We start from the raw sequence: 13,372 nt of genomic DNA on the forward strand, positions 1-13,372 counted from the left end.
AGTGTAACTTGTTACAGAACCCGCACCTGTGTAAAAACGTAAAGCTTGATCATTACGACCAAAACAATAGCCTAAAATAAGATTATAATCGGGAGAATTAATATAAGATTGCATATCTTGATATGTAGAATTTCTTATAATTCATAACCGTAATGCAATAGAGTTTCATAAACAACTTAAATGACAGAATATAAACCATAGAGATAACGACATTATAGTGTTATAAAATGACAATTCAGAAACATATCTTTAAATCTAACTAAATTTAAATAATAGAAAATCAAATAAATAAAACCCTCCAAATAGCCTATTCCAATTATTTTAAAATGAAAGGCAATAACTTCAATCCAGTTATTGCCTTTGTAAAAAGTACGATAATAAAAGATATTAAATCTAAATTCTACACTCCTAATATCAATATAACGAATATCGCAATTATGAACAGAAATAAAGAATTAATTCATCATTATTACCCCTACATACATTATAAATCATTATGATTAAGATAACTCTGATGAAATTTTCTGAATCGCATCAAAAGCACACTGTTGGTCTAAAGAACCACTCGGTGCGCCGCCAACACCAATTGCGCCAATCACTTCATCACCAGATTTAACTGGAACACCACCACCAAGTAATAGGAGGCCTGGAATATCCCCTAAATATTGAGCACCAAGATTTGATTGTGCGGTTTTCATGACGTCCTCTGACGTTCTCTGGGTAGATAACGCGGTATAAGCTTTCATTTTGCTCGCCTCAACGGTATGCAACCCAGCTTTATCCATACGCTGAACCGCTTTCAAAACCCCACTTTTATCAATAACAGAAACCGCCACGTTATAATTATTCGATTTACAAGACTGAATTGCTTCAGAAGCTAATTTATTTGCTATCTCAAGGGTAATATTACGTTCGGTAATTAGTGATGAAGCAAAAGCAGATTGAGCGAATAAACCTGCGGCCAGAACAGTATAGAAAAGAGAGTGTTTCATAGGTAAACCTCATTAAGTTTAAGTTGATGAATTATCCTGTTCTAACTTAATGAGGTTTATCGGCTATAGCTATTCGGTCAATTACTTATTCAACTCAGTAGAAATACTTAGTCATAAGATAATGACTTAAATAATTCATACTCTTTGACTAACTGCGGTAAAGAGTGTATATCCAATTTATGAAATATATTAGCACGATGAACTTCAATAGTACGTGGTGATAACACCAATTGTTGCGCAATTTGTTTACTGGTTTTACCTTCTAAAATAATTTTCATCACCTCCCTTTCACGTTCAGATAACTGGCTAAATTTCGTTTTCAATTGCTCATATATCTGACGTTGCTTAAATACTTTCCGATGAAATAATAATGCACTTGAAACCGTTTCAATGAGTAAATCCGCATCAATAGGTTTGGTTAAAAATTCAAAAGCGCCATTTTTAAAAGCTCGACGGCAAAGATCAATATTTCCGTGTCCAGTCATGATAATGACCGGTAATGTACTATTGAGGTTCAATAAATCGGCCTGCAATGCCAATCCAGGTTTTCCCGGCATACGAATGTCCAATAAAATACATCCCTGAAGCGCTGCGATATTCTTACTACCAATTTCATCAAGAAATTCTTGCGCACCAGGAAATGAATTTACCTGCCAATTCATTGTTTCTAATAACATAGATAATGAGTCACGGATCGCTTCATCATCATCAATAAGATAAATCACTGCCGCCATTATTTCTCCTTACCTTTATTAGTTGGTAACCAAATAATAAAACGCGCTCCCCCTGTTTCACAATTTTCAGCATGAATATCACCACCAAGTTTATGAATTAATGTTTCTGTTAACGTCATTCCCAATCCCATACCTTGTTGGCGTGTTGTGAAGAATGGAATAAACACGTTTTTTAAAGCTTCATCACTTAATCCAGGGCCACCATCTGTTATCGTGATTCTTATCATTTCATTAATATAGTTGATATCGATACAGATCCAACTTTGATATTCTGACCTACCTTGCTCTTGCTGTGCTTGAATAGCATTGCTGATTAAATTATGAAATATCTGTTCAATCCACAATGGCTCAGCAGATATCATTGGCAATTCATCACAAATATGCTTTATTATCTTGATTTTACCGGCCTTAATTTCATTTTCGAGTAATACTTCAACTCGACCTAATATCGCTTGAATATTCACAGGTTGTAAAATAATACTACCAGTCGTCAGTTTTTGACGGTATTGCGTTAATAGATTTGCTATGCGTTGAGTTTGCAAAATCGATGAATCCAGTATTGGCGTCACTTTATCATATTGCTGCTTTTTCATTAACCTCAACGCGGTTTGGTTATAACTCATAATCGCCGTCAAAGGCTGATTTAATTCATGAACAACACCGGTTGCCACTTCATCCATTGTATTTAAGCGGGTAAATTCAAAGAAATGTGCTCGTAAATCAGAAATTTTCCTCAATCTTTTATTCTTCTGAATTAAAAAGATAAAACAGATAATTACTGCCCATAAAAAACTCAGACAAGCAATATAGCCCCACGGAAGTCTAAACCATTGTTGATCGTTACCCACTTTAAGCACAAAAGGCTGAAAACGATTAGCTAACTTTTTCTCCCAGTTCCAAAAATAGTGCTCTTTCTCCAACCCATACGTAATCAATGGGCGATTATTCCAATCCAGTTGTACCATTCGAAATTGTGAAAATAATGATAGATCTTTCATTAAGATATTAAGATCTATTAATAACCGGATATTATCGCGTTTACTATTAAGCCAATATCTTCCCTCTCCCTCTTCACTGATTATAGGGAATATTAATACATTCATTGGCATCTCTTGTAATCCGACGATTTGTGGAAAATTTTCCTGTAACTGATCTAATTCGATATTAGTATTCGTTAGTGATACAATCGCGTCATGTTGTGCCAGCTTTTCACTCAGCTCTCGATAAAGAATATTAAATGAAACTGTTTGTTGTTGATAATTCTGATTTAGTGAATGATTAATCATTCCCCAAATAGTCAAACCTGTTAACACAACCCACGCCAAAAAATGCCACATATGATTACCTGAAAAGATATCTTTCATGACGTTAAAATACAGTCAGAATATATAAAAGAAACGGCTATTAAACAGAATGAGTTGAATTTTAGAGAACATTTAGCATTGAGCAGCATATTAAAATTCGTTATAGCGTAATTATTTCATCAAAACATTTCTTAAAATAAATAGTTGCCTATGGTAAATGAAACTCCAGCTCTAGCTTATTTTGTCTAAGCATGTTTCATGCCCCTGATCAAATTATTTCGATAGATAGACCCCAGATAAGGGTTTCGGTGCCCCCTATCAAAGCTCTTAATATCATGTCAAATTTACTGAATAATCTAAGGTAATCACCTAATAAATCGACTCGATGAAAGGGTTTTCTTTCCCTTGGGCATCACACCGATATCTAAAAAAATAGCAATATTTATCAAATAATTGAGATAAATCTTCACCATTATTCTATATTTGACCAGAAAAAACACTTTACAATCGATAGTGATAATTATTATCATTCGTATCGCTTTCAGATGAACTGCCTTCAGGGTACAGATGAAAGCACGACATTGCTCACATTGCTTCCAGTGTTTACTTTAGCCAGCCAAGTGCTGGCTTCTTTTTATTAATTAATCCAATCACCCTTTGTTTAAAATATTTGAATTTTTAAGTCAGATTTTTAAGCTTTAATGCTATCTCTTCTCAATTAGACTGTAAGAACCATTGAGGAGATTTAAATATGATCCATTTACGCAAAGCCTCAGATCGTGGCCATGCCGATCATGGCTGGTTAACTAGTTGGCATACCTTCTCATTTGCCAGCTATTACGATACTAATTTTATGAATTTCTCAGCATTGAGAGTCATTAATGAAGATTTCATCAAAGCAGGTCAAGGCTTTGGTACCCATCCGCATAAGGATATGGAAATACTGACCTATGTTCTTTCTGGTGCCGTTGAACACCAGGATAGTATAGGAAATAAAGAGCGAGTACCTGCTGGTGAATTCCAAATTATGAGCGCAGGTACCGGCATTCGCCACTCAGAATACAATCCGAACAGTGATAGCCAATTGCATCTGTATCAAATTTGGATCATCCCAAGTAAAACGGGTTTAACACCGCGCTATGAACAACGCCGTTTTGATGATGTACAAGGCCGCCAATTGGTGCTCTCGCCTGATGCCCGGGATGGTTCAATGAAAGTATTTCAGGATATGACTTTATGGCGTTGGGTACTTAAGGATCACGAAACCACCGAATATGTTACAGAAAAAAGCCGTTATATATGGATTCAAGTCATTCGTGGCGAAGTAACGGTTAATGGTGTCAAAGCCACCACCAGCGATGGTCTGGCTATTCGAGATGAAGTCAATCTTCAACTTAGCACCAGCAGTGATAGTGAAATATTGTTGTTTGACCTTCCTCCAATATAAATATCAAATAAGCCTCACCCTAACGGATGAGGCTAAAAAATTCACAATTACAGTTTAGGGCCTGCTTTCACTAAAGCTTCCCCCGCCGGGGTATCGGTATATTTATCAAAGTTGTCGACAAAACGATGAGCCAAATCTTTCGCCTTCTCTTCCCATTGAGATTTATCTGCATAAGTCTTACGTGGATCAAGAATATCGGTATCCACACCCGGCAACGCTGTCGGAACCGCTAGATCGAAAATAGGTAATGTAATGGTATCAGCCTCCTCAATATCACCATTTAGGATGGCATCAATGATTCCACGGGTATCCTTAATCGAGATCCGTTTACCCGTTCCGTTCCAGCCAGTATTTACCAGATAAGCCTTAGCACCTGCTGCCTGCATACGTTTTACCAACACTTCCGCGTATTGGGTTGGATGCAAAGTCAGGAATGCAGCACCAAAACAAGCAGAAAATGTAGGTGTTGGTTCAGTCACACCACGTTCGGTACCTGCCAATTTTGCCGTAAAACCAGATAGGAAGTGATATTGAGTCTGTTCAGGTGTCAGGCGAGATACCGGAGGTAACACACCAAATGCGTCCGCAGTCAGGAAGATGACCTTAGTTGCATGACCCGCTTTGGAAACCGGCTTAACAATGTTTTCAATATGGTAGATAGGATAAGAAACACGGGTGTTCTCAGTTTTTGAACCATCATTGAAATCAACCGTGCCATCTGTCAGTACAGTAACATTTTCCAGCAACGCATCACGTCTAATCGCATTGTAGATATCAGGTTCCGCTTCTTTGGACAGATTGATGGTTTTCGCGTAACAACCACCTTCAAAGTTGAATACACCGTCATCATCCCAACCGTGCTCATCATCACCAATCAGCTTACGTTTTGGATCAGTAGAAAGTGTGGTTTTACCTGTACCAGATAAGCCGAAAAAGACCGCAACGTCCCCTTTCTCACCCACGTTAGCAGAACAGTGCATCGAAGCAATGCCTTTCAGTGGCAACAGGTAGTTCATCATAGAGAACATCCCTTTCTTCATTTCGCCACCGTACCAGGTACCACCAATAAGCTGCATACGCTCTGTCAGGTTAAACGCAACAAAGTTTTCAGAGTTCAAACCCTGCTCTTGCCATTGCGGGTTGGTGCATTTTGCACCGTTCATCACAATAAAATCTGGTTTGAACTCAGCCAACTCTTCATCTGACGGACGGATAAACATGTTTTTAACAAAGTGGGCCTGCCACGCAACTTCTGTGATAAAGCGGACTTTCAATCGTGTATCTGCATTAGCACCACAGAAAGCATCAACTACAAACAAACGTTTGCCTGAAAGCTGTTTAGTTACCAAACCTTTCAGATATGTCCATGTTTCCTGCTGTAATGGCTTGTTATCATTTTTACCTTTTCCCTGGTCAGCCCACCATACAGTGTCACGGGTGACATCATCACGAACAATGTACTTATCTTTGGGGGAACGCCCCGTGAAGATCCCCGTATCGACAGCCACAGCCCCCAGGTTGGTCAGAGTGCCACTCTCGCAGCCTTCGAGTGAAGGTTTGGTTTCTTCTGAAAATAACAACTCATAGCTTGGATTATAAATAGTTTCATTAACATCATGGATTCCATAGTCCGCGAGTTCCTGCGGGGTAATACCTTTAACACTCATGTTATTGCTCCTGGGTAGTCACGCTTTTTCTGTGAGCAATAATAAATAGTTATGATTAATTAACAGCGATAGTTATCAAAAAATTGAAAACCCACTATTTTTTTAAGTTTAATCTGGGGCCAAAGGCACAAAAGCAGTTTTGAATATGATGGATATTGATAGCAAGGCGCGAATCCGCGCCTTAAGAGGTGAGAAAATTTGTTTAGATAGAATATCAATGGAGCCGATTCTTTTTTTCTGTTCTGATTGCAGCAAGATCATCAGCATCAAAAATATAATGCGTGCCACAATACTCACACTCCATATCAATGTTGCCATCTTTCTGCAAAATATGATTAACATCCTCATCGGAAAGTGTAACTAATGTGTCAGCACAACGTTGGCGAGAACAAGTACAACGAAATTCGACCGCTTGCGGTTCATATAATATGACATCCTCTTCATGATAAAGGCGGTGCAAGATCTCCTTAACTTCCAATGAAAATAACTCTTCACCTTTAATGGTTGCAGTAAGTTGCGCCAGATGATCAAAAGCTTCTGTACACCCCTGTTCCGCCGTCGGCAGAATCTGTAGCAACATACCACCAGCAGAAACTCTTCCATCCTGAATGCCAGTACGGATAAATAGACGAGTAGGTAACTGTTCAGACTGTCTGAAATAATCATCAAGGCAATTCGCCAGTGTTTCACCTTCCAATGCAACTACTCCCTGATAACGCTCACCATGAGTTGGCGTAATGGTAATAACCATATAGCCAGTACCAACCATCTGTTTCAAACTGCTATTTTCAGTCACTAATCCATCAACACGAGCGACACCACGCATTTGTTGCTGATGATTGCCATTAATCACTGCCAGTTTGACCGGGCCATCTCCCTGAATCTGAACCGTAATATCACCATCAAATTTCAGTATTGCAGTTAATAGACTGGTTGCTACCAACAGTTCTCCCAATAATTGCTGTACCGGCTGCGGGTAGTCATGATTTTCCAAAATATGCTGGTAAGTTTCACTGGCTAAAACCAGTTCACCACGTACAGAATAATTCTCAAATAAAAAGCGGTGTAATTGGTCGTGTTTAAACATAAATATCTCTCATTCGAGCAAGTTATTCCTGCCCACTTAATTTAGTGTTTTTAAACTTAATCAGCGTGCGTCTTTCTTTTTTATCCGGTCGGCGATCAGGATGAGGCATAGTTAATGCATTCATTTTTCGAGCAATTGCCATTTTTTCCCGGTTAGCAATACTCGCTTCCGTCTCTTGGTAAAGTTGCTGCGCCTCCGGCGCACTGCGCCGATGATTGCTTAGTGCAAGAACTTCAACTATACGTTCATCATTACCTTGACGCAGTTTAATTTCAGCCCTTGGTTCAACCAATTTACTCGGTTTACTCCTTTGACCATTATAGTGAACTTTACCACCGTCTATCATTTCCCGTGCAATAGCCCGTGTTTTATAAAAACGAGCCGCCCACAGCCACTTATCCAGACGGACAGCTTGATCGGAGTCTGAATTACCCTTCATTTTTCCTCTCACTATCAGCTTCGACAAATAAAATAAATCCTAACATGCCATTGTCGATTATCGCCAATGCGTAGGCGGAAAAAGTGTATTAAAACAGTTATCGTAATATTGACTGATTTTGTTTATACGTTGTTTATTCTGCCGATTTTTCTTAATAACCAGCACAAAACTAATGATTAAGGTCGTAAAAAGAGCCAAGAATAAAATAGTGGTACCAATACAACGAGCAAGTGTCATGGTATCTAGTTCACTATGCAGCACAATCCGGCGGGTTCCATTACTATCTACGGACAATTCCATGACAATTCCCGTTGTCTCAAAGGGTGTTTGCAATACCATATCCGATAACCGCTGTAACTCACGCCATTGTTCTAACGCACTATGATCTTCCAAGGCACTATGGTCATAAGAGATGATGGCTGGCGTTATATATTCAACCAGTTGTTTGCCTTCATCACTGATAAGTAGAACACCGCCAGGAGAAGGGCTATTAAGCAGCATTGCAACTTTATCTATTTCCCGGTAGATAAATGATGATGTCGTCGCATCAACCAATTTCCCTAAAGCTTCAGCACCTGCCGGGCGCAATAAAACATGAGTGCCATCCAGCTTGCCACTTTCTGCATTCTTTAACAAAGTTAGCCAATCAATAGCACTACCCAGGTTAACCAAAGCATTTTTCAATCGTAAACAATCTGTTTCTTTTTCACATAATTTTTTAGTTTTCAATACAATATCAGAGAAATCTTCCAATAAGATCATACTAGATTTGAAAATCTCCTGAGTAAGGTCTGAATTTATTACATCGTCATTTTCCTGTAAACGTAATTGTTTATTGACAGTCGCGATCAGTTTAGCTGCATTTTCTATAATTTCTGATTCTGGTATTGGCAGTGGATTAACCCTATTCCAATATATCCCCGAACAATCTAACGGAGAAAAATAGGTGTCGCCTTTACCGTTCATATTGTTTGGGGGCATATAACACATACCAATCCCTTTTGCTTTTAGGATATCCCCAACTCGCAATTCCATCCCTTCTATCATATCAGCGTCAGTGATAACTTTTGTGATGCTGCCACGCAACCAAGCAAAACTGAGTTTCATCGGTACATTAACTGGCTGATAAAAATAGAGTAGTAACATAATAAGCAAGCAGCTAACGATCATCATGAGATTTTTTCCATAACGACGATAAGGGTAATTTTTCTCTTCATCATGCAAAGAGAGATAATGCCCTTGCCTGACTACCTGACCGTTAGTGTAAATATCAATATTGGTTTTCTGATCAAAATAGTGAGCAACATAGGGCTCCCAATGAGGAGGATAGATTAAATCAATCCCACCAAGAGAAATATTACTCATTTGTCCTTGTTCAAATTCGCCAAATAATCCCCATCGTTTTGGTATACCGGTAAGACAGTGAATATCCTGGCGCCTGCATATTGAAAGTGGGCAAAGTAATGGCCAAAAACTGACAACGACTAAACTACCTGCAATCAACATCAGCCACGGCAAAAGCAGTGCCGGTGAAAGTAACGCAAGAAACCAAATGAAAAATCCGAAACACAAAAATCCCCCCTCCCAAATACCCGATGAGTGATTCAACCGGTATTCCTCCAATGTCTCTTTACGAATATTTTGTAACTTTACGCTAGTTTCACCATTTTTTTGGATCGATGCCTGCTGATGAGATATATCTGAGATTACCGGAGCAGAAGGAAAATCCTGTTGAAAATCTTTCAGAAAGTGACCATTAATCGAAACAACCAGTGGTATTGTCGCGGTGTGAACAACATCAATAATATTCTGCTGTTTAATAAAAGGCTCAAGGAAAAACGGCAAATGAATTTCTGCTATATCAATATAATAACGCCAGCTATGTCGTTCATCTGAGGCAACAGAAAACCGGGTAATAGAATGACAGATAGTATAAACCATATCATTTTTACCCATCAGAATTGGCCAACTTGTTTTATTAATACGGTCTGTTACAACTGCCGGCAACACTCGATTCAAATAACATTCAATAGCCTGGTATTCATCAGCATTAAGTTTACGATAAGTTGGTTCAGCAACAGAAGGCAGATAACGGGCGCTATCATGTAGCTTCCATTTGAAAATCAGAAAGGAAGCCATGACAATCAGGCTAATTATCAAGATAGCCAATATAACGACTGTTACTCTCATTTTATCCCTATACCTATGACAATCTTGCTATTGTTGTTTGCAAATTAGCAACTACACGTTAAGTTCTGAATTAGGTTATTTCTATTTATTTTTTTAATTTATTTTACAATGAGCTACATAATAACGCACTAAACTATATACAACATAGATCTATTTCCAAAGAGGATAAAGATAACAGTAACAACAATAACCAGCGATAATCACTATCATTTATCAAAATAATCAGCCATATTTAGTCAAGCTATGGAGTGTACCTAATTTCATCATAAAATCTAAGGTTAATGAAATAATTTATGACGTAATAATGCACAGGCACTCAACTCAACCAATATTAAACCATCAGGGGCAATTATGAATGACCTGAAAAACCCTAAAATCCTAAACATAGAGGACATTGCCCATTCACGTTTATTTCATATTCAGTCAGTTGATCTCGAATTTAGTAACGGTGTAAAACGCGTTTATGAACGGATGCGTCCGGCCAATCGGGAAGCTGTTCTGATAATCCCGGTCATTGGGGATGAATTGTTACTTATTCGTGAGTATGCAGTCGGCATTGAGCAGTACGAATTGGGCTTTCCTAAAGGCGCGATCGACCCTGGGGAAAGTATCTTCGAAGCAGCTAACCGTGAATTAAAAGAAGAAGTCAGCTTTGGTGCCAGAAAAATAGAACAATTAGCCAAACTCACTATGGCCCCATCCTATTTTTCCAGCAAAATGAACATTGTTATTGCCGAAAATCTCTATCCAGAAAGCCTGGAAGGGGACGAACCTGAACCACTACCACAAATACGTTGGCCGATAGCAGATATGATGTCATTACTGGATCACGGTGATTTCAACGAAGCACGCAATGTCTGCGCCCTATTTCTGGCACAAAAATACTTAACACACCGTTGAAGTTCACAGGCACAACAGCGCTTCGTTGTGCCTGTTTTATCATCAGAATAACTCCTGACTTTCACCATTCTCAATTAAAGTCGTGCCAACTTCTTGCACCGCACTCTCTGTAGGTTGAGTGCCGTCAATGAAGTATTCACTACGGGTATCTCCGCCGCCGCCAGCAAGTTTACCTGTTTTACGATCTATCACGGCAGAAACAATCCCCGGAGGAGGTGTAACTTCTTTTTCAGGAACCCCCTCCAGCGCAATTTTCATAAAATCATCCCAAATTGGCTGCGCACTCTTAGCACCCGCCTCACCGCCACTGGCTGCTGTACGGCCAAGGCTTCTACGATGGTCATCAAAACCAATCCAAACCGTCGTGACAATATCTGGCCCATAACCTGAGAACCAAGCATCTTTTGAACTATTAGTTGTCCCAGTTTTGCCACCAATATCACGACGTTTCAGATCGCGTGAAGCACGCCAACCCGTACCTGACCAACCCGGCTCACCAAAGATATTGCTATTCAAAGCATCATGGATCAAAAATGCCAACTGAGTACTGATAACATGAGGAGCATATTCTTGCGCACCTTCACGGCTATCAATTACCGGAGCTCTTTCCAATTCAGGTAACGGCAATATCTCTTGTTGGCTGACATGAGATTGAGCAACATTCTCAATCGAGTTTTCAGAAAGTTCGATTGAACGTACCGTATCCCCATAAATTACTGGAATATCGCACTGCGGACATGCAATTTTAGGTTTAGCCTCAAAGAGAACATCGCCATCTTCGTTTTCAATCTTAGTAATAAAGTAAGGATCGATCAGATAGCCACCATTGGACATAACCGAATACCCTCGTACCATTTGCATTGGTGTGAATGATGGCGAGCCCAAAGCCAGAGATTCTGTTCGTACTATATTTTGTGCCGGGAAACCAAATCGTTGCAGGTAATCAGCGGCATAATCGACTCCCATTGCTCGCATTGCTCGAACCATCACGACGTTCTTCGATTGCCCTAATCCCTGACGCAAACGGATTGGCCCAACATAAGTCAGTGGTGAGTTTTTCGGACGCCAGTCAGTACCGGCTCCTGCATCCCAACGACTGATTGGTAAGTCATTCAGCAATGAAGCCAATGTCAGCCCTTTATCCATCGCTGCGGTATAGAGAAATGGTTTAATATTAGAACCAATTTGACGTAATGACTGAGTGACACGGTTAAATTTACTCAAATTGAAATCAAACCCACCCACCAGCGCCTTCACAGCACCATCATTCGGATCAATAGAGACCAAAGCAGCATTAGCTTCCGGCACTTGTGCCAACCACCAAATATCCTTTACTTTCCGAACCCAAACCTGTTCACCAACTTGAACCACTTCATTCACACTACGAGGAACCGCACCCTGCGCACTATCAGATTTGAACTTTCTGGCCCAACGGACACCCGCCATTGGCAATTCCGCACTACTGCCATCAGGCAACATCACTATCGCCTGAGCACTACCCGCTCTGGTCACCACAGCCGGCATTAATGATCCATAATTAGCCAAAGTCTTAAGCTTCTTAACAATCTGTTCTCGATCCCAAGCAGGTTCGCCCACTTTCCACAAAACTTCCTGCGCCCCACGGTAGCCATGACGCACATCATAATCAATGAGGTTATTACGAACCGCATCCATGGCAGCTAACTGAAGTTTACGGGTAATCGTGGTATAAACTTTATAACCGTCGGTATAAGCATTCTCACCATAACGCTCAATCATCTCCTGACGCACCATCTCGGACAAATAGGGCGCAGAGAAAGCAATCTGAGGTGCATGATAATTAGCAACCAACTTTTCACTTCTAGCTTGATTATATTGCTGCTGAGTAATATAGCCCTCATTGAGCATACGGCTCAGAACCACATTCCGGCGGTTAATCGCTCGGCCATAAGAATAAAGCGGGTTAAACGTAGAAGGTGCCTTTGGCAAACCAGCAATCATGGCTATTTCACTCAGTGTCAACTCATTGACACTCTTACCAAAATAAACTTGAGCCGCAGCCCCAACACCATAAGCCCGGTAACCAAGGTAAATTTTATTAAGATAGAGTTCGAGGATCTCATCTTTATTCAGCAATTGCTCAATCCTGATGGCCAGAAAAGCTTCCTTGATTTTACGCATCAACGTCTTCTCAGGAGTGAGAAAGAAATTTCTCGCCAGTTGCTGAGTAATGGTACTTGCCCCTTGTGATGCATGACCTGAACTCATCGCGACAGAGGCTGCCCGGATAATCCCTACAGGGTCAACCCCGTGATGTTCATAAAAACGGCTGTCCTCCGTGGCAATGAACGCCTTCACCATAATGGGTGGAATTTCGGACAGCTCAAGAGGCATACGGCGCTTTTCACCATATTGGGCAATAAGCTCGCCATCTGCACTGAACACCTGCATTGGTGTCTGTAATTGAACATCCTTTAATGTCGCCACATCAGGTAACTGAGGCTCGATATATTTGTACATACCAAAAATCGAGGCCGTTCCCAGAAAAATGCAACTCACGACAAAGACTAGAAAATACTTTACGAACTTCACCTGAAATTTCCCATGCCATGTTAGTCGGGTGGTTTATAAAC

The 13,372-nt window shown here is 40.1% G+C and carries 11 protein-coding genes; 2 read left to right on the forward strand and 9 right to left on the reverse strand.

Annotated features, from left to right (window positions below; translation table 11 throughout):
- From LG003_RS23540 to LG003_RS18815, 4 genes are all read right to left on the reverse strand, one after another.
- On the reverse strand, positions 1-141 hold a 141-nt coding region (locus tag LG003_RS23540), incomplete at its 3' end, for a hypothetical protein (RefSeq protein ID WP_390894151.1).
- Positions 142-500: 359 nt separating this feature from the next.
- Positions 501-992, reverse strand: coding sequence for a GlcG/HbpS family heme-binding protein (locus tag LG003_RS18805; RefSeq protein WP_262981366.1), 492 nt, complete (start codon positions 990-992; stop codon positions 501-503).
- Between the two features lie 107 nt (positions 993-1,099).
- Positions 1,100-1,726 (reverse strand): response regulator transcription factor, encoded by a 627-nt coding sequence (locus tag LG003_RS18810; RefSeq protein ID WP_262981367.1) that lies wholly within the window; start codon positions 1,724-1,726, stop codon positions 1,100-1,102.
- Entirely contained in the window at positions 1,726-3,063 is a 1,338-nt protein-coding gene (locus LG003_RS18815; protein ID WP_262981368.1) for a sensor histidine kinase, read from the reverse strand. The genes LG003_RS18810 and LG003_RS18815 overlap by 1 nt, the downstream gene beginning before the upstream one ends.
- A 718-nt stretch (positions 3,064-3,781) precedes the next feature.
- Here LG003_RS18815 and LG003_RS18820 point away from each other — a divergent pair.
- Positions 3,782-4,477 (forward strand): pirin family protein, encoded by a 696-nt coding sequence (locus LG003_RS18820; protein WP_262981369.1) that lies wholly within the window; start codon positions 3,782-3,784, stop codon positions 4,475-4,477.
- Positions 4,478-4,524: 47 nt separating this feature from the next.
- Here LG003_RS18820 and pckA read toward each other — a convergent pair whose 3' ends face one another.
- From pckA to LG003_RS18840, 4 genes are all read right to left on the reverse strand, one after another.
- Positions 4,525-6,144, reverse strand: coding sequence for a phosphoenolpyruvate carboxykinase (ATP) (gene pckA / locus LG003_RS18825; protein ID WP_262981370.1), 1,620 nt, complete (start codon positions 6,142-6,144; stop codon positions 4,525-4,527).
- A gap of 214 nt (positions 6,145-6,358) precedes the next feature.
- Positions 6,359-7,231 (reverse strand): Hsp33 family molecular chaperone HslO, encoded by an 873-nt coding sequence (gene hslO, locus LG003_RS18830; protein WP_262981371.1) that lies wholly within the window; start codon positions 7,229-7,231, stop codon positions 6,359-6,361.
- Positions 7,232-7,253: 22 nt separating this feature from the next.
- Positions 7,254-7,670 carry a ribosome-associated heat shock protein Hsp15 gene (hslR, locus tag LG003_RS18835; RefSeq protein WP_262981372.1) on the reverse strand — a complete coding sequence of 139 codons (417 nt, stop codon included), beginning with the start codon at positions 7,668-7,670 and terminating at the stop codon, positions 7,254-7,256.
- A 57-nt stretch (positions 7,671-7,727) separates the two neighbouring features.
- Positions 7,728-9,860 (reverse strand): intracellular growth attenuator family protein, encoded by a 2,133-nt coding sequence (locus LG003_RS18840; RefSeq protein WP_262981373.1) that lies wholly within the window; start codon positions 9,858-9,860, stop codon positions 7,728-7,730.
- A 351-nt stretch (positions 9,861-10,211) separates the two neighbouring features.
- On the opposite strand from LG003_RS18840, the gene nudE reads away from it, so the two are divergent.
- Positions 10,212-10,760, forward strand: coding sequence for an ADP compounds hydrolase NudE (gene nudE, locus LG003_RS18845; protein WP_112878406.1), 549 nt, complete (start codon positions 10,212-10,214; stop codon positions 10,758-10,760).
- Positions 10,761-10,802: 42 nt separating this feature from the next.
- Here nudE and mrcA read toward each other — a convergent pair whose 3' ends face one another.
- The gene (gene mrcA, locus LG003_RS18850) at positions 10,803-13,331 is read right to left on the reverse strand and encodes a peptidoglycan glycosyltransferase/peptidoglycan DD-transpeptidase MrcA (RefSeq protein ID WP_262981374.1); all 2,529 of its coding nucleotides are present in this window, start codon (positions 13,329-13,331) and stop codon (positions 10,803-10,805) included.
- Between the last annotated feature and the right edge of the window lie 41 nt (positions 13,332-13,372).

This window comes from Photorhabdus kleinii (assembly GCF_025384885.1).
GTDB lineage: Bacteria > Pseudomonadota > Gammaproteobacteria > Enterobacterales > Enterobacteriaceae > Photorhabdus > Photorhabdus kayaii.